At 55.9% G+C, this 22223-nt stretch carries 22 protein-coding genes; 14 read left to right on the top strand and 8 right to left on the bottom strand.

What is annotated here, in order from left to right; genetic code table 11:
* Positions 1-155: 155 nt before the first annotated feature.
* The 4 genes from rarD (at position 156) to ggt (ending at position 4697) form a co-directional block, all read left to right on the top strand.
* Entirely contained in the window at positions 156-1067 is a 912-nt protein-coding gene (gene rarD, locus C9I98_RS22625) for an EamA family transporter RarD (RefSeq protein WP_036830824.1), read from the top strand.
* 131 nt (positions 1068-1198) lie between these two features.
* A complete protein-coding gene (locus tag C9I98_RS22620; protein WP_036830826.1) occupies positions 1199-1993 on the top strand; it encodes an AraC family transcriptional regulator in 795 nt (264 codons plus the stop codon).
* Positions 1994-2137: 144 nt separating this feature from the next.
* Positions 2138-2806 (top strand): LysE family translocator, encoded by a 669-nt coding sequence (locus C9I98_RS22615; protein ID WP_036830830.1) that lies wholly within the window; start codon positions 2138-2140, stop codon positions 2804-2806.
* Positions 2807-2933: 127 nt separating this feature from the next.
* A complete protein-coding gene (gene ggt, locus C9I98_RS22610; protein ID WP_036828959.1) occupies positions 2934-4697 on the top strand; it encodes a gamma-glutamyltransferase in 1764 nt (587 codons plus the stop codon).
* Between the two features lie 95 nt (positions 4698-4792).
* Here the strand turns inward: ggt and uvrD are convergent, their stop codons facing one another.
* A complete protein-coding gene (uvrD, locus tag C9I98_RS22605; RefSeq protein ID WP_107272513.1) occupies positions 4793-6964 on the bottom strand; it encodes a DNA helicase II in 2172 nt (723 codons plus the stop codon).
* 350 nt (positions 6965-7314) lie between these two features.
* Between uvrD and C9I98_RS22600 the strand changes: the two genes are divergently transcribed.
* From C9I98_RS22600 to C9I98_RS22580, 5 genes are read left to right on the top strand one after another with little or no spacing between them, the layout of a single operon-like run.
* Entirely contained in the window at positions 7315-7581 is a 267-nt protein-coding gene (locus C9I98_RS22600; protein WP_036828412.1) for a BufA1 family periplasmic bufferin-type metallophore, read from the top strand.
* Positions 7582-7635: 54 nt separating this feature from the next.
* On the top strand, positions 7636-7896 hold the full coding sequence (locus C9I98_RS22595; RefSeq protein ID WP_036828414.1) for a BufA1 family periplasmic bufferin-type metallophore: 261 nt from the start codon (positions 7636-7638) through the stop codon (positions 7894-7896).
* The gene (gene bufB / locus C9I98_RS22590; protein WP_107272512.1) at positions 7897-8754 is read left to right on the top strand and encodes an MNIO family bufferin maturase; all 858 of its coding nucleotides are present in this window, start codon (positions 7897-7899) and stop codon (positions 8752-8754) included.
* On the top strand, positions 8735-9502 hold the full coding sequence (locus C9I98_RS22585; protein WP_107272511.1) for an HvfC/BufC N-terminal domain-containing protein: 768 nt from the start codon (positions 8735-8737) through the stop codon (positions 9500-9502). The genes bufB and C9I98_RS22585 overlap by 20 nt, the downstream gene beginning before the upstream one ends.
* 2 nt (positions 9503-9504) lie before the next feature.
* Positions 9505-9960: a DoxX family protein gene (locus C9I98_RS22580; protein ID WP_036828364.1), complete on the top strand. Its 456-nt coding sequence runs from the start codon at positions 9505-9507 to the stop codon at positions 9958-9960.
* A gap of 91 nt (positions 9961-10051) precedes the next feature.
* On the opposite strand, the gene yigB is transcribed toward C9I98_RS22580, so the two are convergent.
* From yigB to lptM, 6 genes are read right to left on the bottom strand one after another with little or no spacing between them, the layout of a single operon-like run.
* Positions 10052-10780, bottom strand: coding sequence for a 5-amino-6-(5-phospho-D-ribitylamino)uracil phosphatase YigB (yigB, locus tag C9I98_RS22575; protein ID WP_036828367.1), 729 nt, complete (start codon positions 10778-10780; stop codon positions 10052-10054).
* 32 nt (positions 10781-10812) lie between these two features.
* The gene (gene xerC / locus C9I98_RS22570; RefSeq protein ID WP_036828365.1) at positions 10813-11724 is read right to left on the bottom strand and encodes a tyrosine recombinase XerC; all 912 of its coding nucleotides are present in this window, start codon (positions 11722-11724) and stop codon (positions 10813-10815) included.
* Positions 11721-12425, bottom strand: coding sequence for a DUF484 family protein (locus tag C9I98_RS22565; protein WP_107272510.1), 705 nt, complete (start codon positions 12423-12425; stop codon positions 11721-11723). Before C9I98_RS22565 ends, xerC begins: the two co-directional genes overlap by 4 nt.
* Positions 12422-13252, bottom strand: a complete 831-nt coding sequence (gene dapF / locus C9I98_RS22560; RefSeq protein WP_107272509.1) for a diaminopimelate epimerase — start codon at positions 13250-13252, stop codon at positions 12422-12424. Before dapF ends, C9I98_RS22565 begins: the two co-directional genes overlap by 4 nt.
* A 14-nt stretch (positions 13253-13266) precedes the next feature.
* Positions 13267-14520: a diaminopimelate decarboxylase gene (gene lysA, locus C9I98_RS22555; RefSeq protein ID WP_036819441.1), complete on the bottom strand. Its 1254-nt coding sequence runs from the start codon at positions 14518-14520 to the stop codon at positions 13267-13269.
* 25 nt (positions 14521-14545) lie between these two features.
* The gene (lptM, locus tag C9I98_RS22550) at positions 14546-14659 is read right to left on the bottom strand and encodes an LPS translocon maturation chaperone LptM (RefSeq protein ID WP_081878884.1); all 114 of its coding nucleotides are present in this window, start codon (positions 14657-14659) and stop codon (positions 14546-14548) included.
* Positions 14660-14736: 77 nt separating this feature from the next.
* Between lptM and cyaY the strand changes: the two genes are divergently transcribed.
* A complete protein-coding gene (cyaY, locus tag C9I98_RS22545; protein WP_036819443.1) occupies positions 14737-15051 on the top strand; it encodes an iron donor protein CyaY in 315 nt (104 codons plus the stop codon).
* A 13-nt stretch (positions 15052-15064) separates the two neighbouring features.
* Here cyaY and C9I98_RS22540 read toward each other — a convergent pair whose 3' ends face one another.
* Positions 15065-17629, bottom strand: a complete 2565-nt coding sequence (locus C9I98_RS22540; RefSeq protein ID WP_107272508.1) for a class I adenylate cyclase — start codon at positions 17627-17629, stop codon at positions 15065-15067.
* Between the two features lie 402 nt (positions 17630-18031).
* Between C9I98_RS22540 and hemC the strand changes: the two genes are divergently transcribed.
* The 4 genes from hemC to C9I98_RS22520 are packed head-to-tail and all read left to right on the top strand — an operon-like array spanning position 18032 to position 22129.
* On the top strand, positions 18032-18964 hold the full coding sequence (gene hemC, locus C9I98_RS22535; protein WP_036819482.1) for a hydroxymethylbilane synthase: 933 nt from the start codon (positions 18032-18034) through the stop codon (positions 18962-18964).
* Positions 18965-19732, top strand: coding sequence for a uroporphyrinogen-III synthase (locus C9I98_RS22530; RefSeq protein ID WP_036819480.1), 768 nt, complete (start codon positions 18965-18967; stop codon positions 19730-19732).
* A complete protein-coding gene (locus C9I98_RS22525; protein ID WP_036819477.1) occupies positions 19725-20945 on the top strand; it encodes a uroporphyrinogen-III C-methyltransferase in 1221 nt (406 codons plus the stop codon). The genes C9I98_RS22530 and C9I98_RS22525 overlap by 8 nt, the downstream gene beginning before the upstream one ends.
* The gene (locus C9I98_RS22520) at positions 20942-22129 is read left to right on the top strand and encodes a heme biosynthesis protein HemY (protein ID WP_036819474.1); all 1188 of its coding nucleotides are present in this window, start codon (positions 20942-20944) and stop codon (positions 22127-22129) included. Before C9I98_RS22525 ends, C9I98_RS22520 begins: the two co-directional genes overlap by 4 nt.
* Positions 22130-22223 lie beyond the last annotated feature (94 nt).

Genomic DNA, 22223 nt, shown 5'->3' with positions numbered 1-22223 from the left:
GAAAAACGCCGAGACTTTATTCGCCAAGCGATGCGGAAAAAGACAATAGTATTGAACCTGAACACGATTTATACTGCCGGGTCATAGCAGGGTGAATAAATATTTCACCCACGCCCCCTCCTTCATCGCACAACATACTTAATGCTTAGGTACCAATGGACGAACAGAGCAAACAAACCCAACGCGGGGTGATCCTTGCCCTTGCGGCATACACCATGTGGGGTATCGCCCCTATTTATTTCAAATCGCTTCACCATGTCGGGGCGATGGAAATCCTGAGCCACCGTGTTATTTGGTCATTCTTTTTCCTCGCTGCAATTTTGGTTGCCACCAAAAGCTGGGGTAAGGTCCGGGCGATACTGAACAAGCCCAAGATCCTGCTCATGCTCACGGCGACGGCGTTGCTGGTTGGGGGAAACTGGCTGATCTTCATCTGGGCGGTCAACAATAACTTTATGCTCGATGCCAGCCTGGGTTATTACATCAACCCGCTGCTCAATGTGGTGCTGGGAATGCTGTTCCTCGGCGAGCGCCTGCGTCCGCTGCAATGGGTGGCCGTCGCGCTTGCTGGCTGCGGTGTCGCGGTGCAGCTCATCCAATTCGGCTCCTTGCCTTGGATTGCCCTTGCGCTGGCTGCAAGTTTCGGGTTGTACGGCCTACTGCGCAAAAAGGTCAATCTCGATGCCGGTACCGGCCTGTTCATGGAGACGACCATCTTGTTACCGATGGCGCTGCTTTACGTGTTCTTCTTTGCCAATAGCCCGACCTCAGACTGGGGCAGCAACCCATGGTCGACCAACCTATTGCTGATGGCGGCAGGTATTGTCACCACTTTGCCATTGCTGTGCTTCACCGGTGCAGCGACCAAGCTAAAGCTGTCGACGCTTGGCTTTTTCCAGTATATCGGCCCGAGCCTGATGTTTATTCTGGCGGTGACCGTCTATGACGAAGCCTTTACGGCCGACAAGGGCTACACCTTCGGCTTTATCTGGGCTGCCTTGGTCATTTTCAGCCTCGAGGGGCTGCGCACCCACCGCAGTAACAAAAAGCAATCTGCCGCCAACTAACGCCATTACACTTGAGGACTTGATGGCGGTGCTGCTAATTTTTTACAAGCGGCACCGCTATCACTATGGTGTACTCATACCCAACGGCTTACCACCGCTCCCATCGCTGACCATCAAAGGAGGTGCTTGTTATGAACAAAGTCAATCATCGCAAAAGCCCCATTGACGATATCAACCTCATCGATGCCCATTACCAGAGCTTTGCCTTCAAGCGCCATTACCACCTTGATTATCACTTGGGGCTGATCACCCAGGGGCAGCAGCAGTACTTTTATAACGGCAGCAAACACGTTGCCGGGGCTGGGCAAATGGTGATCATGCCACCGGATGAAATTCATGATGGCCAGCCCAAAGAGCAATCGGGCTACCAGGTGAAAGTGTTCAGCATCACCCCGGACTGGCTTAGCCAGCAGGCCGAGGAGGTCTCCGGCAAGGGCCACTACAGCTTCCCGCAAAACCAGATTGCCGATCAGGCTCTGTTCAAGCAACTGGCCCAACTCCACCAGCAACTGGATAACCCGCTGGTGTCGCAGCTAGCCAAAGACAGCTTGCCGATAGAGTCCTTCTCCTACCTATTGACCCATTACGGCCACGTCCGCGAGGTCAGTGTCACCCCTTTGGGCTCCAAGGATCTCAACCAGCTACGCGACTACGTCATGGCAAACTTGGATCAGAAAATCAGCCTAGACCAACTGGCAACCCTTTGTGATCTGAGCCCCTCGCAGTTGTTGCGCCAATTCAAGAAAGCCACCGCCATGACCCCCTACGCCTGGCTGGCCCGGTTACGGTTGGAGCATGCAATGGCGCTGCTGAGGGCCGGCTTTAGCAGTACCGAAGTGGCATACCATGTGGGGTTTTATGATCAGGCCCACTTTACCCACGCCTTTAAGCAGACCTTTGGCGTCGCCCCCTCGCAAATCAAATGATCCTGTTCTACCCAGCCTCAGCAAGCTGACCGGCCTCATTCCGCCTCGCTGTCACTTTTTTACAAGCATCTGGCGGGTAACTGGGCCATGCTAGGCTTCGCTGGGCATTCGCCCTATCGTTTTAAGGATGCTGTACACACCATGATCAACGAAGTCACCACCCTCGCCACCCTCGTCACCGTCCATATCATAGCCCTGATGAGTCCCGGGCCCGATTTTGCCCTCGTAGTGCAAAATGCCGGGCGCTATGGCCGCCAAACCGGGATCATGATTGCGCTCGGCCTGTCGCTCGGCATCCTGCTCCACTCTATCCTGAGCCTGACGGGAGCCAGCCTGCTGATCCAGCAGCAACCCATGCTGTTTTCACTATTGCAAGCAGCCGGGGGAAGTTACCTACTCTGGTTGGGTATTGGCGCCTTGAAGGGCACTTGGCGGCACCTAAAGCAAAAGCGCCAACCACCAGCCGAAGAGCAGGGCGGCACCGGGCAAACCGCTCGGGTGTTAGCCAACCGTAAGCAAGCCCTGCTCAAGGGCTTTACCACCAACATCCTCAACCCCAAAGCCTTGGTATTTTTCATCAGCTTGCTATCAACCTTGGTACCGGCAAGCATGTCGCTCGGCGGCAAGGTGTCGGCAATTGGCTTGCTATGGCTGACTTCGTTCCTGTGGTTTGCCACCTTGGCTTGGCTACTTACCGGCGAGCGCCTGCAGAAAAAAATCCGCCACTGGACCCCGGCAATTGATGCCACTTGCGGCCTGTTGTTTGCCACTATCGGCAGTTTGATCTTGGGCAACCTTGCCCTGCATAGCTAACCCAATCACGGGCATTGGCATGGCGATAGTTGACCCGCCACACAAAAAGCGTTCAATTATTAGACACTTCAGCCTTCCACTCTTAGTCTAGGGGTACCCAATTTCACAGGTACCCCAAGGACAACACATGGAATGGAATCATCTTGGCCGCCACGCCGTGCTGGCCTGCTCACTGTTGGCATTTCCGGCCCTCGCCGACCAAGGGCAACAAGTCGCCGATCAACTCGCGCCGGAAGCCGCCACCGGCCTCAACCAGCAGCAATTGGTGACAGGGCAAGAATGGATGGTGGCTTCGGCCAACCCCTATGCCAGCGAAGCGGGTGCTGAAATTCTCCGCCAAGGCGGTAATGCCATCGATGCCATGGTGGCCGTCCAGCTAGTGCTTGGCCTGACCGAACCGCAATCCTCCGGCATTGGCGGCGGAGCCTTCTTGGTGTATTGGGACAACAAGAAAAATGCCCTGACAACCTTCGACGGCCGGGAAACCGCACCGCTGGCGGTAACACCGCTGATCTTCCAGGATAAGCAAGGCGAGCCCCTGAAATTTTTCGATGCCGTGGTTGGCGGCCGCTCAGTCGGCACACCGGGCACCGTGCGCCTGATGTGGCACACCCACCAGCGCCACGGCAAACTGGCCTGGCAAAAACTGTTTGAGCCCGCCATCAAGCTGGCTGAAGATGGCTTTGTCGTCAGCCCTCGGCTTGCGGAGCTGGTCGACAAAGATCAAGCCCACCTCAAGCGCTTCGATACCACCCGGGCCTATTTCTTCAACGAAGACGGCACGCCAATCCAAGCCGGGCAACAGCTCAAGAACCCCGCCTACGCCGATACCCTAACCCGTATTGCCGAGCGCGGGGCCAGTGCCTTCTACACCGGGGCGATAGCCAAAGACATCGTCGATACCGTGCGCAAGGCGCCGGGCAACCCAGGAGTATTGAGTGCCATGGATTTGGCCATTTACCAGGTCAAGGAACGCCCGGCCGTATGCGCCCCCTACCGCAAGTTTGAAGTGTGCGGCATGGGGCCACCAAGCTCGGGGGCACTGACGCTTGGCCAAATCATGGGCATGCTCAACCATTACCCGCTATCGGAAATGGGCGCCGACGACCCGAATAGCTGGCGCCTGCTGGGTGATGCCTCGCGCCTAGCCTTTGCCGATCGCGGCCACTACATGGCCGACAGCGACTACGTGCCAATGCCGACCGAGGGGCTGCTGGCCGAAGGCTACCTCGAGCAACGTGCCGCCCTGCTCAAAACCGACCAAGCCCTTGTCGATGCCCCGCATGGCCAGCCCAACTGGCAACACGCCATGCGCTATGCCATGGATGAGTCGATTGAGCTACCGTCAACCAGCCACTTCTCGATTGTCGACAAAGACCGCAATGTCGTCTCCATCACCACCACTATCGAGAACGGCTTCGGCTCGCGCCTGATGGTACGCGGCTTTCTGCTCAACAATGAACTGACCGACTTTTCGTTCCGCAGCCACAACAACGGGGTACCCATTGCCAACCGGGTTGAGCCCGGCAAGCGCCCGCGCTCTTCAATGGCACCGACTATCGTGATGAAGGAGAACAAGCCCTACCTTGCGATCGGATCACCGGGCGGTAGCCAAATCATCGGCTATGTCGCCAAGACGCTCGTTGGCTACCTCGACTGGAACCTCGATCTCCAGCAAGCCATCAACCTGCCCAATATGAACAACCGCTTTGGCAGCTTCGAGCTGGAGCAGGATACCGCCGCCGAGCAATGGGCACCGAAACTCGAGGCGCTGGGCTTCAAAACCCAAATCAAACCGCTCAACTCGGGGGTGCAGGCCATCAGCATTGATGGCAAGCAGCTCACCGGCGCCGCCGATCCACGCCGAGAAGGTAAGGTGATCGCCAAATAATCGCTATCCAGCACCTTAGCGAGCCGGTAATAAAAAACAAGCCCGTGGGAACTCATCCCCACGGGCTTGTTTATATCAGCGTCGAGCAAGGCCGATTACATCGCCTCAAGCTTGGCGTACTGGGTCACCAACCATTTGATACCCTCACCGTTGAACGCCACCTGCACCCGGCTTTGCGCACCGCTGCCTTCGAAGTTGATAATCGTCCCCTCGCCAAATTTAGGGTGCTGTACCCGTTGACCAAGGCTAAAGCCGGTCTGGTTGAAGTTTTCGCTAGCCTGGGTTTGGCTAAAGCGGCCGCTGCTCGCCGGGCGAGACACCTTGGCCTTCATCCGCACTTCCTCGATATGCTGCTCCGGGATCTCGCGGATAAAGCGGGACGGCTTATGGAAGTTATCCTTGCCATACAAGCGGCGCATCTCGGCATAGGAGATATACAGCTTCTGCATTGCGCGGGTCATGCCCACGTAGCAAAGCCGGCGCTCCTCCTCCAGGCGCCCCACCTCCTCGGTGGTGCGTGAGCTCGGGAACATCCCCTCTTCAACCCCCACCATGAACACAACCGGAAACTCCAAACCCTTGGCACTGTGCATGGTCATCAGCTGCACCGCATCCTCGAACTCGTCGGCCTGGCCGTCTCCCGCTTCGAGGGCGGCATGGGACAAGAATGCCGACAGCGGCGTCATTTCTTCGGCCTCTTCCGGGATCTCGAACTGGCGGGTGGCCGTTACCAGCTCCTCCAAGTTTTCGATTCGCGCCTGTGCCTTCTCGCCTTTTTCCTGCTCGTACATGCTGCGCAGGCCGGAGTTGCGGATCACCTCGTCGGTCTGCTGGTAAAGCGGCAGATCGCGGGTGTCGTCTTCAAGGGCATTGATCAGCTCGATAAAGCGACGCAGCGAGTTGGCCGCGCGCCCCGCCAGCACCTGCTCTTCCAGCAAGGCGATACTTGCCTGCCACATGGTTGCCCCGCGATCACGGGCAGCCATACGGATGGTTTCCAGCGTCCTGTCACCCAGGCCGCGCGTCGGGGTGTTCACCACCCGCTCGAACGACGCATCATCGTTACGGTTGGCGATCAGGCGCATGTAAGACAACGAGTCTTTGATTTCCTGGCGCTCGAAGAAGCGCATGCCACCGTAGATGCGATAAGGCATCCCCGCCTGGATCAAGGCTTCTTCCAGCACACGGGACTGGGCGTTACTCCGGTACAGCATCGCCGTTTCGTTTAGCGCACCGCCCTTGTCCTGCCACTCCTTGATCTTGCCGACCACGAAGCGGGCTTCGTCCAACTCATTGAAGGCCGAATACACCGAGATCAGATCGCCCTCGGCACCATCGGTCCAAAGGTTCTTGCCCATCCGCTCGTTGTTGTTGGCGATCAGCTCATTGGCCGCCTTCAGGATATTGCCGGTCGAGCGGTAGTTCTGCTCAAGGAAGATGGAAGAAGCCCCCTTGAAGTCATTAAGGAAGCGTTGGATATTCTCGACCTTGGCACCACGCCAGCCGTAAATCGACTGGTCATCATCACCAACAATCATCACGTTACAGTCCGGCCCAGCCATCAGGCGCAGCCAGGCAAACTGGATATTGTTGGTATCCTGGAATTCGTCAACCAGGATATGCTTGAAGCGGGCCTGGTAATGCTCGCGGATGTGCTTACTGCGCTGCAGCAACTCAAACGCGCGCAGCAACAACTCGGCAAAATCCACCAAGCCAGCGCGGTCACAGGCCTCTTGGTAGGCCGTGTACAGGCGAAGCCAAGTCTGCTCAACCGGATCATTAAACGTATCGATATGTTGCGGGCGCAAGCCCTCGTCCTTCTTGCCGTTGACGTACCACACCGCTTGGCGGGCCGGCCATTGCTTCTCATCAAGGTTTTGCGCCTTGATCAGGCGGCGCATCAGGCGCATCTGATCATCCGAATCGAGGATATTGAAATCTTCCGGCAGCCCGGCATCCAGGTAATGGGCACGGAGCATGCGGTGACACAGGCCGTGGAAAGTCCCGTTCCACATCCCCGCCGACGAGCCGTGCATTAGCTCGTTGATACGACCGCGCATCTCGGCCGCCGCCTTGTTGGTAAAGGTCACCGACATGATGGAGTAAGGCGATGCCTGCTCAATCGACATCAACCAGGCGATACGATGGACCAAGACCCGCGTCTTGCCACTTCCGGCGCCCGCCAGAACTAGGTGATTGCCCAACGGCGCAGCCACCGCCTCTCGTTGCTTATCATTAAGGCCATCTAACAGGAGTGAAACGTCCATCGCTATCTACTGGTTATTTATACAATGGTGTCGATTATAACCACAAACACCCTAACGATGCGAGATGCAGCCGATTTCTGCACCAAAATCCTGCTTTTCCGCCACCCCAACGGCCAACGCTATTGTGTTTCTTGTTGGTTAAATTTTCACCAATTCAAGCGATTGCCGAAAAAATATGATCTATGCTTGGAATTACGCGAGTTAACCAAGCGTAAAAAAATTTAAGAAAGTGTGAAAGAAAAATCCTAACCGCCCTTTCTTATGTTTCGAGAGCACCAACAAGGTGCCGGATAGCAAAAAGGTCGTGTTGCACCTTCTTGCAACAGTCAGCGTATTAAAGAGGAATGAACATGAAAAAGACTACTAACATCGCCCTAGCGACAGCTGTAACTGGTTTATTGGCCCTTGCTGGTACTGCCGCCACCACATCGACTGCCGTTGCGGCAGAAGCCAAGGAAAAATGCTACGGCGTTGCCAAGGCCGGTAAAAACGACTGTGCAACCAAAACCAGCTCTTGTGCCGGTACCTCTAAAGTCGACGGCCAGAAAGACGCCTTCATCATGGTTCCTAAAGGTATGTGTGATCGCCTAAACGGTGGTTCAACAAGCTCATCTTAAGCGACCTCCCCAATCCCTATTAAGTCAGCTCATCAGCCATAAAAAGGAAGTGTTATGAAAAAGTCTAATATTGCCGTTGCCACTGCTGTTTCAGGCCTACTTGCCCTAGCGGGTACTGCCCTGACCACCACCTCAGCCGTCGCAGCAGAGAAAGAGAAGTGCTACGGCGTGGCGAAAGCCGGTAAAAACGACTGTGCGACCAAGACCAGTTCTTGTGCCGGTACCTCTAAGGTCGATGGCCAAAAGGATGCTTTCATCATGGTACCGAAAGGACTATGTGAGCGCCTGAACGGTAGCTCAAGCGAGGCGAAATAATTGAGCAGGCTTGCATCCGATAGGATCGTTGGGGTGGGGCTTCGCTCCCCCCATGTCCAGCAAGTATTGGCAGAGCAGCCCCGGGTAGGCTGGTTGGAAATCCATAGCGAGAACTACTTTGTTACCGCTTCGCCAGCCCGCCAGCAACTCAGGGCGCTGGCCAGCCACTACCCAATCAGTTGCCACGGGATAGGTTTATCACTGGGCTCGGCCGATCCCCTTGATACTCAGCACCTTTCGCAACTAAAGCAGCTGGTAGATGAAGTCGACCCCATTGCCGTTTCCGACCACCTGAGCTGGAGTTCGGTTGACGGGCAATTTTTTAACGACTTGCTGCCCTTGCCCTACACCGAAGAGGCGCTTGAACTTTTTTGCCAGAAGGTATCGCAAGTTCAGGACTACCTCGGCAGGCAGATGCTTATCGAGAACCCGTCGAGCTACCTGAGTTTCAGCCATTCCACGATCCCGGAATGGGAGTTCCTGCACCAGGTACAGCAACGCACCGGGTGTGGCTTGTTGCTTGATTTGAACAACATCTACGTGAGCGGCTTCAACCACGGTTTTGATTGCGACAAATACATCGCAGCCTTTGATGCCGACGCGGTAAAAGAAATCCATTTGGCTGGGTTTACCATCAAGCAGGTCGACGGCGGCGAGATCTGGATTGATACCCATAGCCAACCAGTTAGCGAACCCGTTTGGCAGCTATACCAACGCTGGGTACAGCAACATGGCGCGGTCCCGACCCTGATCGAATGGGATCTCGATATTCCGCCATTACCCGTGCTATTGACCGAAGCCCGAAAAGCTGAACTCATCATCAAGCAGGAGGCGAAACATGGACAAGTCATCACCTAGCCCATTGCAGCAACTCCAGCAAGATTTTGCCAAGGCGCTGCATTACCAACCCAGCCCTGCCAGCTCGCAAATCAACGACGGCCACTTTCCAGCCGAGCAGCTCATCCAGATCTACCGCAACAATTTTATTATGAGCTTATCGGAGGTGCTGGAAGCCACTTACCCCTGCACACTGGCCGTGGTTGGTGAGGAGTGCTTTGCCCAACTCGCCCGCCAGCATGTACTTAGCGTCCCTTTGACCGAGGGGGATGTCAGCCACTACGGCGAAGGCTTTGCCGCGAGTATCGAGGGCCAGCCCGAACTATGCCAAGCCGTACCCTACCTCGCCGACCTGGCAAGGTTGGAATGGTGCGTCGACAGGGTCAGCCACCAGGCCGCCGTCGCCCCGCAGTTCCCGCTGGAGAAATTGGCACTGGTGACCGAAGACAACCTGCCGACCTTGCACCTCACCGTCGCGGCACCGACGCGCTGCTTCGATTCGGCCTACCCGGTGGCCAGTATCTGGCAGATGATCACCCGTGACGCAGTCGAGGAGATCGACCTGTCCCAGCCGGAGTCGGCCATTATCCAGCACCACCCGGAACAAGTTGTGGTTCTCAACACCAGCCATGATGCCACTGCACTGGTTAGGCTTTGCCAAAACCAACAGACTCTCGCCGATGCCACCCCTGAGATGCTGGCATTGCTGGGCGAGCTGATCCAACAACACGCCTTTGCCGATATTTGCGGCTTGCCCGAGGGAGAATGAGCATGCTGAACTTTTTCAAACAAATTGATCCCACCGCCCAAAAGATCACCGATCCCCTGATCCCGCTGCTTTTGCTGTTCACCCGCTTATGGGTCGCTTGGGCCTTCTTCAAGTCTGGGATGGTCAAGTATTCAAGCTGGGATAGTACCCTGTACCTGTTTGAGTACGAATACCAGGTACCGCTACTTCCTTGGCAACTCGCGGCTTATATGGGTACGGCCGCCGAGCTCATTTTGCCGGTATTCCTCGCCCTCGGCCTGTTTACCCGCCCAATGGCGCTGGTGCTGTTTGTTTTCAATATTATTGCCGTGGTGTCTTACCCGCTGCTATGGGAAAGGGGCTTCTTCGACCACCAGCTGTGGGGCATGATGATGCTGGTTAATGTGTTCTGGGGGGCAGGCATGATTTCGCTTGACCGCCTGATCAGCAGCGAGCCGAAACAGAGCTTACTCGAGTAGGCGAATAACCAGCACCAGCGCGCCAACCATACCGATAACAAAAAGGACAGCCCGGGCTGTCCTTTTGTCATTCCACACGTTTTAGTACGCGCTAAGGCTGCTCCCCAACCAACGGCAGTAGCTGCGACAGCTGGCCGATCTCGACATCCGGCAACCACTTCGCCCTCGGCTCGCTGCGCAGTTGGCGCTGCTGGTCGTTATACCAACACGCCCTGAAGCCATTGCGCTTGGCGCCGCCGACATCGGTCACCAGGTGATCGCCAACATGCAAAATATCCTGCGGGGCAAGCGCCAGGTGAGATGCCGCCTTGGCGAACAAACCCGGCTCGGGCTTGGCCAACCCATCCCGTCCCGCCATCAGCACCGCATCAAAATACTGGCCGAGGCCTATCTTCTCAATATCGACATTGCCATTGGTGATCGCCACCAGCGGCAATTGCTTGGCCAGTTGAGACATGACCCGATGGGTTTCCTGCGGCACATCAACCCGGTTGCGCACCTCCAACACCACTTCGACACCATCGCGTGCAGCCGATTGGGCAGCGGCCAATGAATAGCCGAGCTGCATCAAGCCAATTTTCAGCAACTCGAACCGCCATAGGGTGACATCATGGCGCAAGTACGGATCGGCCTTGGCCAACGCCAGCTTCAACGATAACCAACGCCCGCGCCCAACGCCATGCGTGGCGGGGTGGTGTTCGGCCAGCCAGTCATGCATCGCCTGCTCGGCACGGCGGATCACCGGGCGGTTATCATACAAGGTGTCGTCAAGATCGAAGGTCAGGGCTTTCGGGGCTGGCAAGCGGCAATAAAACTGCATGGTTGGTGAACGGCTCCACATTGGTTACGGTACTAGCGCTTGTTGCGCTTTGCCCTAGGGTGGGCATCATCATACACCTTTGCCAAATGTTGGAAATCCAAATGGGTATAAATTTGGGTTGTCGACAGGTTGGCATGGCCCAGCAATTCTTGCACCGCACGCAGATCACCCGACGACTCCAACATATGAGTGGCAAAGCTGTGGCGCAGTTTGTGCGGGTTGATATGGCTCGACACCGCCTGCTTCTGACCCCACTCCGCCATCCTTTTTTGGACATTACGGTTAGAAATGCGCTGCCCAAGCTTGGAAACAAACAGCCCCGGCTCGTCTGGCGCCGCCAGCTGGCCCCGCACTTTCAGCCAATGGCCGACCCATTCGCGGGCCAACCCGGCAAACGGGACAATGCGCTCCTTGTCACCCTTACCAATCACCCGCAGGTCGCCCTTGCGCAAGCTGACATGCTTGACGTCAAGCGCCACCAGCTCGGCCAAGCGCAGGCCGGCACCATACATCAATTCCATCATCGCCCGGTCGCGAATGGCCAGCGGATCATCCTCATCCACACTGAGCAGCTGATCCATTTCATCGACATCCAGGTTCTTCGGCAACGGCCTTGCCTTGCGCGGTGCCGACACCCCCTTAGCCGGGTTTGCCTTGAGGTAGCCTTGAGACACCAGGTAGTCGAAAAAGCTGCGCAGGGCAGAGAGGCGCATCGATAGGCTGCTGGCCTTCAGGCCATCTCGCATCCCCTTGCTCGCCAGTTGGCGAACCCAACCGGCGTCCACCACCTGCCACTCATCCACACCGAGCTCCACCAGCTGCTCGGCCAACGTCGTCAGCTGGCGCTTGTAGTTTTGCTGGGTATGCAAGCTAAGCTCGCGCTCGCTGCGCAAGTACTCGTAAAATCGCTCTAGCGGCTTTTCCAGCCCTCGCGGCAGGCTCACTCAAGAACCTCGCGGGTATATTCCCAGTGGTGGATCAAGCGCGCCAGGACGTGCGCCAACTGCTCGACAAATAGCGTATCCATTTCCGGCTGGAAGTGGCCGCCATCGACACTGGCAAAGCTCAGCACGCCTATCGGGCGCTCGTTGCCACCGAGCGGCAATACCACGAACGAGCCAAGGTGAGGCGGTTGCTCAAACAAGAGCTCACTTTCTTGCTTGCGCAAGCGTCCTAGGTAAACCGGGCGGGATACCAAGCGGGAGCGACGCATTCCCTCGAACTCCCGGCGGTCGAGGAACAGCTGCTCATCAAGGCTATCGAACAGGCGCAGGCTAACTTCCAGCCCAAGCTGCTCGGCCAACTCCTCGAGCACCAACAGTGCCTGGTAGATATTATGGGTTTGGAAAAGTTGCTGCTGGGCTTGGGCGAAAATATCAAACAGCTGGCTGTTCTTGGCCGCGGCACTCACCAAATCCGCCATTTTGCCCTCAAGCTCGCCAACCTGCGCGCGCAAGCGCTCAAGCTGAATATCCACCAGCGACACCACGCCGCGATCGGCATGGTGGACCTGAATTCGGGTCAGCAGATCAGGGTGGCGAATAAAAAAATCAGGATGGGCCTGGAGAAAGTCAGCCACATCCTGTTCAGATAACTCAGTTGTCTGCGCCGGCGACAGCGCATCGAACTGGTATACATCGGTCATAATACAATTTGTCCATCGAAGACATGGGCTACCGGCCCTGTCATATATAGCGGCTGCCCCTTACCCTGCCAGCGGATATGCAAATCACCGCCAGGGAGGGTTACCTTGACGTTTTCATCGAGTAGGCCCTGCAACTGACCGATAGCGACCGCGGCGCACGCGCCACTGCCGCAAGCCTGGGTTTCACCGGCGCCGCGCTCGTAGACCCGCAGCTTGATCTCGCCACGGTTGCACACCTGCATAAAGCCGGCATTCACCCGCTCCGGGAAGCGCTCGTGGGATTCCAGCAACGGCCCCAAGTTATCGACATCGACAGTGGCAACATCATCGACCACGGTGACGCAATGGGGGTTGCCCATGCTAACCGCGCCACAGAACAAGGTTTTGTCGCCTGCGCGAAGCAAGTAGGTTTTTTCAGCCTGCTTGGCCTTGAGCGGGATCTTGCTCGGCTCGAATTCAGGCACGCCCATATTCACGGAGACCTGGTTGTCGTTTTCCAGCTTCAAGATCATCTTGCCGGCTTTGGTGCTCACCGAAATATGGTATTTATTGGTGAGCCCCTTCATCCAAACGAAGCGGGCAAAACAGCGCGCGCCATTGCCGCACTGCTCCACCTCGCTGCCGTCGGCATTGAAAATGCGGTAGTGGAAGTCAGTTTCAGGATCGTAAGGCGGCTCGACCACCAACAGCTGGTCGAAGCCAATACCGCGATGGCGATCAGCCAATCGCCGGATACAATCCGGCGAAAAGAAGACGTTTTGGGTTACGCAATCGACCACCATAAAGTCGTTGCCTAGGCCATGCATTTTGGAAAAATTAACCTGCATGATGTTCCTTATCGTTATTCTGGCAACAGATGCTCAGATTGCCATAACTGCGCCAACTCCTCGCGCTCACGCACAACGTGAGCCTGCGAGCCATCGACCATAATTTCTGCGGCTCTTACCCGGGTATTATAGTTTGAGGACATCACGAATCCATAGGCGCCCGCCGAACGAACCGCCAACAAATCGCCCGGCGCAAGACATAGCTCACGATCTTTACCGATAAAGTCGCCGGTTTCGCAGATAGGCCCAACGAAATCATAGGTTTTCGCCTCGCCTTCACGCGGGTCAACCGCCACGATTTCCTGCCACGCCTGGTATAGCGTAGGACGGATCATGTCGTTCATCGCCGCATCGACAATGGCAAAGTTCTTGTGCTCGGTATGCTTGAGGTACTCGACGCGGGTCAGCATCACCCCGGCGTTGGCGGCAATGGCACGACCCGGCTCGAAGATCAGCTCCAGCTCCCCGTGGTCGGTCAAGCGGGCAAGCAACGCCTTGGCATAATCAGACGGCTCCGGCGGACGCTCGTCGCTGTAAGTCACGCCCAGGCCACCACCCACATCAAGGTGGTCGATTTCAATGCCTTCCGCCTTAAGGGTATCGATGAGTGCCAGCAGGCGGTCGGTCGCATCGATGAAGGGGTCAATCGCCGTCAGCTGCGAGCCGATGTGGCAGTCCATGCCGGTGATTTTCAAGTTCGGCAAACCATGGGCAAAGCGGTACACATCCGGCGCGCGGTCGAACGCAATACCGAACTTGTTGTCACGCAGGCCCGTCGAGATATACGGGTGGGTCTGGGCATCAACGTCCGGGTTGATACGCAGCGATACCGGTGCCACCTTGCCCATCTCGCCCGCCACTTGGTTCAGGCGCTCCAGTTCCGGCTCCGACTCGACATTGAAGCACTTGATCCCAAGCTCCAACGCACGGCGCATTTCCGCCGCGGTTTTACCCACGCCGGAAAAGACCACCTTGGCCGGATCGCCACCAGCGGCAACCACACGCTCCAGCTCGCCACCGGATACGATGTCAAAGCCCGAGCCCAAACGTGCCAGCACATTGAGGACGCCAAGGTTGGAGTTCGCCTTAACGGCGTAGCAGATAAGGTGGGGGTGGTTGGCAACTGCCTGATCAAAAGCATGCCAATGGCGCTCTAGTGTTGCCCGCGAGTATACGTACAGCGGCGTGCCAAAGCGCTCGGCCAGTTCAGTCAGTTGAATGTCTTCAGCCCAAAGTTGGCCGTCTTGCTGGTAGTTAAAGTAATCCAATGTAGTCTCTTCCCTGTCTTAACGCTTACTGTTGTTGCTGCTGCTCTGACTCGTCAGGCATATATAACGGCCCGCTCTGACCACAACCAGTCAGGGCAAGGATACTCAGTACAAAAATTGCTATTAAACCTTTACGCATTTTGAAAGCCAGTGATTATCATTTCAATGCCCTCTATAATCGCACCAAGAATAGGAAAAGCAATAGGACTTAACGGGATGAATGATACAGAATTTCATAAGTTGGCTGATGAAGTGCTCATGAGCATCGAGGAAGGCATTGATGAATCAGGCGCCGACATCGAATACGAGACCACAGGCAACGTACTGACACTGGAGTTTGAGAACCGCAGCCAAATCGTGATCAACCGCCAGGAACCACTGCATGAAATTTGGCTGGCGTCGAAATCGGGCGGCTACCACTTCAAATACAAAGACGGGGAATGGCACTGCACCCGTAGCGGCGCAGAGCTGATTGCACTGGTTAAGCAGGAATGCTCGCTGCATGCAGAAGAGCCGGTAGACTGGTCTTAATCTACCGGTACGGTTAACGCGGCGACAAGCTCATCATAGCTGCGGCGGCCCCTGCCGCCGGTCGTCGCGGGATTTGCTGGCCACTCTTGTATGGCAGCACCTGAGGCTCGCCACGCTCGTTGTGCACGATATCGTAGAACTGCGGCAGGTTGAAATTGATAAAGTTGGCGCTGTAGCTGAAGCGGTCCTGGGCCGAGGTGTAGAAACGGTTCACGCCGTGGACCATCTCATCCTTGTCGCCGTTGCACTGGCGGTACACTTCAACCCGGTTGGTCTCGTCCAGGATATAGATATTGAACCCTTCATCGCAGTCTTCGAAGAAGAACTGGATCAACCCCTCACTGGCGTAAGCATCAACGATTTCCGGCGGATGCGGCTCGTCGGTTTTGCCCATCACCAAGTTTGCCGATCCCATCAGCTTGTTGGTTGAGATACAGCTGTAAAAATCCACCGAATTCTCAAGCTTTTGCACCGATACACCACGGCGCTCGAAGAACAAGCCATGGGTCTGCTTACCGATACGGATCGCCTTGAAGCGTCGACGCTTCTCCTGCTCCACCGGCTTGAGGCGCATCTCGATACACTCGGCCACCAGTTGGTAAACCAAGTTTCGGATCAAGCCGCGCATGTGCTTGCTGTAGCAGAACACATCCACCGATTCCGGCGGCAGGGCATCTTGGTGCATCTTGCCCAGCACGGTTTTCAACGCATCCAGCATGGCATTTTCGCCGGTGAAATTCAGGGTACGCACTTCGTTCCACGAATTGCGGTAGACCAAATCGACACTGCCGACCAAGCAGGTTTGCTCCGAGCCATAGCTGAAGATATCGGTATTCTTGAAATCAAACTTCACCGATCGGTTTTTCAGCTCGGTGGTCGGGTCATTTTCGAGGTTGACGAACAAGCCAAGTTGGCGGATTTCACACGGGCTCGACAACGCCTGCAGGCTTGGCTGCGGGCGGCGGATCGGGAACGTGTTGCGGATATCGCTCACCAACTGGTACAGCTTGTCGATATCCAGTGCCGAGTCGCGCACCACGGCATGCAGGCAGGTCGACTCGGTCAGCAGGCCGTTGAAATAGGCCCATGCCACCAACTTGCTCAAATAGCGGTTATGCTCCAGCGAAGGGCGGCCTAGAATAGCCATCGGGTCAAGCGACTGCTTGTACAGGTACCAGCCCGCGGTATTGGTGCGACCGGCCGGTACTTGGATCAAGCTCAAGTCCTGCTCGTGCAGATCCGGCGACAGCTGCGGGTTCAGTAGGGTCACCTTACCAGGCAACACCTCGAACGCAGCGTAAAGCTTGCGTGCCAAGATACTGATATCCTCCGGGCTGATCGCCGACGTAATGTTGTTGCGGCGGGCAAAGCGGATCAGGTTACGGTAGCTCAGCATCAAGGCATCGAGCAGCTCGTTGTGGGCGCTTTTCACCTGCTCGACCTTCCAGTCGCGGCGGTTGTCCAGCTCCAGCAACACCTCTTGCGGCCACTGCCACTCGGCCGTTAGCTCCTGCAGCACCTTGCGGCGCCACGGCACCGAGCCTGACGCCGGCTCGCGGGTCAGTTTCTCGTGGGTTTTAAGGTAGAAGCAGCGGCGAACCAAGTCGAGGCGGCGGTGATCGTTTATGCGCTCAAGGTAGCGCGTCACCTTCTCCAGCATGAGATAGTAGGCATCCATGCAGAACTCGTTGCGATCGATCGCAAAGAAGCGGCGCTTGCCGTCCACGCTCAACAGTTGGGTGTGCGGATATTCCCACGAATAGGCTTCAAGCAAAATCGCCTTCAGCACCGACTTGTACGGCGAGTCGATACTCTTGTACAGCTGCCACAGGCTGGAGCCGAAGTACTCTTCAGCCGGGATGCGGGCCAGGCCGCCGAAGTCGATCCACTCATCACGACGGATATAGCCATCACGCTCTAGGTAATCGATATATTCGTCGTAACACTCTTCCATTTCCGGCGGCACCATGAACCACAGCAAGCGCTGGCCTGCCATGCATACCGCCGAGCGGTAAAACTCGTCAAGCAGCAGCAAGTGCTGGCTTGAGCCACAGTTTTCACCGGTCATCTGCTCGGAAAAGTTATCGCGGAAGCGGTTTTCGTCGATAAGGAAAAAGTTGGCTTCCACCCCCTGTGCCATTGCCCACTCGGAGATCAAAGAGCACTTCGCCTCAAGGGCGGTGCGGGCATCAGCGGCAAGATCGGTGCGGATACACACCCAGATATCGAGGTCGCTGGTCAGGCTCTGGCCAAGCGATGAAGTACTGCCCATGGCATACAGGCCGAGGATAGGACATTGGTCATCGCTAAGGGTTGGAGGAGTAACAGATGTAGAAAAGGCCAACGCGCAATCATCGATAAATTGCTGCTGTTGTTCAGTAACGGCAAACGCCGCTATCCCCACAGGCACCGACTGGTCAAGGTAACCAGGCACTGATGGGTGATTGTAGTGAAGCAAGACACTCAGCAGGTTAAAAACCTGCTCAGATTGCGCATTCATCGCGGCACGAGCGCGCTCTAAACGTAGCTCGTTAAGCTGTGTCTGCCTGCTTTTAAGCGTTTCAATATAGTTCTGCAAATTACTCTTCCAAGAGCTGCCAGCTTGAGAGCGGCCCAAATCTTGTCATTAATAATGTAGAGTTGGTTCTACACATAAGCAAAAACGTGATCAATCTAACAGTTTTTGTATTAACCGTAAAGATAGTGCTGTTTTATGACAAATTATGAATGGACTGAAATCTTGCCAGTTGACCTTTCCTTAGCCCTGTTCACCTGAAGCTAGTATAAACCGGACAAATCGCCAGTTTGTGCCCTGCAATAAATCTGACACGTGAGCTTTATGTGAACAATATCACATTAATTGCTGTTCATATCAAGACAATACTGCTTCAACGCACTGACGGCCATAAGCGAATTATCATCATGGTCGAGTAGTGGTAGGATTAGTAACAATAGCTAGCTTAACTATGGATCCGATTGTATGACTGACACCCCTATCCGTATTGCCACGCGAAAAAGCCCTTTGGCCATGTGGCAAGCCGAGTTTGTAAAAGATGCGCTTGAGCAAGCCCACCCAGGGCTGTCTGTCGAACTGGTGCCAATGGTCACCAAGGGTGACATCATCCTTGATACCCCGCTGGCAAAAGTTGGCGGCAAGGGGTTATTTGTCAAAGAGCTAGAAGTGGCGATGCTTGAAGGCCGCGCCGATATCGCCGTCCACTCAATGAAAGATGTCCCGGTCGAGTTCCCTGAAGGACTGGGCCTGGTGACCATTTGTGAACGCGAAGACCCGCGCGACGCTTTCGTATCGAACACCTACAACAATATCGACGAACTGCCGGCCGGCGCCGTGGTGGGCACCTCAAGCCTGCGCCGCCAATGCCAGCTGCGTGCCCAGCGCCCTGACTTGGTGGTCAAAGACTTGCGCGGCAACGTCAACACCCGCCTTCGCAAGCTGGACGACGGCGAATACGACGCCATTATCCTGGCCTGCGCCGGCCTTAAGCGCCTAGAGATGGAAGACCGTATCCGTGATGCCATTGCCCCTGAAACCAGCCTCCCTGCGGTTGGCCAAGGTGCCGTCGGTATCGAGTGCCGCCTTGACGATCAGCGAGTGCGCGGCCTGTTGGATGCACTCAACCACCAGGAAACGGCCACCCGCGTACTGTGCGAGCGTGCGATGAACAACCGCCTGCAAGGTGGCTGCCAGGTGCCAATCGGTAGCTACTCGGAGCTACAAGGCGACAAAATCTGGCTACGCGCCCTCGTTGGCGAGCCGGACGGCAGCCAAATCGTGCGCGGCGAGATTAGCGGTGATGCCGCGGATGCCGAGCGTCTGGGCGTCAAGTTGGCCGACCAGCTGCTGGCAGATGGCGCCAAGACAATCCTAGACAAGCTCTACGGCGACGCCTAAATGACGGTCCTGATCACCCGCCCCGCACCCGACTGCCACCAGCTTGCCGAGCAACTGGATGCGGCGGGGATCAGTGCTATTGCCCAACCCCTGCTGGAAATTCAGCCGGGTCAGCAACTTAATCAACTTATTTCTTCACTCCAACAGCTAAAAGCAGGCGATTTCCTGATTGCCGTCAGTGTCCATGCCATCAACCTAGCGCACAATTACTTACTGTCGGTAGGTGCCAGCTGGCCCAAAAACGTGCATTATATAGCTGTCGGACATAAAACCGCCGCAATGATGAAGACTTGTACCGCCCAACCGGTGATCACGCCCGTTGAGCGATACGACAGCGAGGGCGTACTGGCACTGCCGGAACTGGCTAGCGTCGACGCCAAGCGCATTCTGATCCTGCGCGGCAATGGTGGAAGAGAGCTCATGTATCAAGCCCTTGCGCAACGAGGTGCCTATGTGAGCTACTGCGAAACCTACCAGCGCAGCTGGCTTCCGCTGGATGGCCGAGCACTCTGCCAACAATGGCAAAGGGAGCATGTCTCAAAACTGGTGATCACCAGTGGTGAACAGCTCAACCATTTGGCACAGTTAGTACCCGACGACGCCAAGGCTTGGTTTTATCAATGCCATCTTTTCGTACCAAGCCAGCGAATCGCAGACCAAGCCAAGCAGCTTGGTTTTAATACAATTTCCACTGTGGGAAGTGCGGCGAACGGCCCACTCCTCACTACCCTAAGCAAAATAGGCACGATGGGAAAATCGGATGACTGATAAAAAAACCAATAACGAAACCCCTGCAGATAACCAAAAATCCGCAGCACCAAGCACTTCTGGGAAACGAGGCCACTCAAGCGCCAAAGCACAGGCACCAAAGCAGCCGGCGGCAAAGAAAGCCGATGCGCCCCAGAAGGAAGCTGCAGCCACTCCGGCACAGCCACAGCCTACCGAAACCAAAAGCAGCGGTAGCAAAACCGGTGCCATCGCCATCGCACTTGTGATTGCACTGGGTGCGGGCCTTTACTACCACGGCCACCAGCAAACCCAAGCGCAAAATGCCCAAATGGCGGCAATGCAGCAAGATTTCCAGCAAAAGCTCAGCGGTATGCAATCAAAGTTAGGCGCAGCCCAGCAGGAAACCCAGAGCCAGGTTAGCAGCAGCTTGCAGAGCACCGAAGTGTCTCTCGAGCAGCAAAGCAAGTCGATCACCGGCCTGCAAATGGCCCTGTCGGAAATGAAAGGCCGACGCCCGAACGATTGGCTGCTTGCCGAAGCCGACTACCTAGTCAAAATGGCCGGCCGCAAGCTATGGCTTGAGCACGATACCGTGAGTGCCACCATCTTGCTGGAGTCTGCCGACCACCGTATCGCCGAGCTCAATGATCCGAGCCTAACCCCTATCCGCGAAGCCATGCACACTGATATCACCGCATTGAAGGCGGTTGCCCGCGTTGACCGCGACGGCTTGGTGCTGCGCCTAACCAGCCTCCAGCAGCAGGTGTCTAACCTGCCGCTGGCCAATGCCGTCCTGCCTGAGGCCCAAGTGGTTGCAGAGGCCGATGTCACCACCTCGGTTGACGACTGGAAGCAAAACCTGATGACTTCGCTGAAAAACTTCAGTGAGCACTTCGTGACCTACCGCACCCGTGACGGTAGCGTGATCCCGCTGCTATCGCCAAAGCAAGACTTCTACCTGCAAGAGAACATCAAGTCCAAGCTAGAAACCGCGATCAAGTCGGTTTACCGCGAGCAAGGCGAGCTTTACGCCACCTCGCTAACCATGGCCAAAGACTGGGCTGAACAGTTCTACGATATGGAAGATCCTGCCGCACAGAGCTTCATCGAAACACTTGATGCGCTGGCGAAAGAAAATATCGAAGCAAGCTACCCAAGCAAACTGGATTCCCAACCACTGATCACCGATGCCATCAGCGAACGCCTGCGCCAGCAAGTGAAGCCGCTTAGCACAGAGGAGAACCCAGCATGATCAAACTATTATTGCTGGTTGCTGCCCTGATCGCCGGTATCGTTGTCGGCCCAATGCTGGCTGGCAACCAAGGCTATGTCTTGATTTCGGTCGCCAACCAAACCCTGGAAATGAGCCTAACCACCCTGATCTTGCTGGTTGTGGTGCTGTTCGGTGCCTTCTTCCTGCTTGAGACTATCCTAAAGCGCCTGTTTTCACTGGGCAGCTCAACCCGCGGTTGGTTCTCTGGCCGCAAAACCCGCAAAGCTCGCCAGCAAACGTCTGACGGCCTGATGAAAGTTATCGAAGGTGACTGGAAGCAAGCCGAGAAGCTGGTTGTGAAATCAGCCAAGCACAGCGATGCACCGCTGCTGAACTACCTTGCCGCCGCAGAAGCCGCGCAAGGCCAAGGCGACTCTAGCCAGCGCGACGAGTACCTAAAGCAAGCCGCCGATATTGACGGCCAGAGCCTGGCAGTGGCACTCACCCGCGCCAAGCTTCAGTTCCGCCAGCAGCAATACGAGCAAGCCATGGCAACCCTGCAAGAAATCAAGCAGGATCACAGCCGCAACCCTATCTTGTTGTCACTATTGAAAGATTGCTACCTTAAGCTGGAAGACTGGAAGCCATTGCTGGCACTATTGCCACAGTTGGAGAAAGCCGGTGTGCTTCAGGCCGAAGAAGTGACGGCACTGGAAATCAAGGCCGAGTGCGGCATCATGGCCCACCTGGCGAAGCACAGTGGTAGCGAGGGCCTGATGGGCCACTGGAACAGCCTGAGCCGCAAGGCCAAGCAGCGCCCAGAGCTTGTTGCCTGCTTCGTTCGCCTTATGAGCGAGCAAAACGCCGACAGCGAAGCATACGGCGTACTGCGCGACACGTTGAAAAAGAACAACGACAACAACCTGATTGAGCTGGTTCCGACCCTGAAGCTGGCAGATTACCACCCGGCAATTGTTCGCTTGCAAGATCTCCTGCGCTACGACAGCAGCAACCCAAGCACCCATAGCGCATTGGGCCAGTTGTTCATGTACGAGCAAAAGTGGGAGAAAGCAAAAGATCACTTCGAGAAGGCCATTGCCCTTCACCCTAATGTTGTTGATTACGGTTACCTGGTGGATGTCCTTGAGAAGCTAGAACAAGGCCAGGCAGCAGCAGACATGTCTCGCCAGGCGCTAACGCTAGCACTACCTGTTAAAAATTAACATTTAGGCAACATTACATTTTGTCATTAAAAAGCACCCTGATGGGTGCTTTTTTATACTTATTAGCAATGATTTATGTGTCCATACGCGCATA

Source organism: Photobacterium sanctipauli (genome assembly GCF_003026495.1).
GTDB lineage: Bacteria > Pseudomonadota > Gammaproteobacteria > Enterobacterales > Vibrionaceae > Photobacterium > Photobacterium sanctipauli.
Note: the sequence above shows the minus strand (reverse complement) of the source record. Positions and strands in the feature narration are given on the sequence as shown.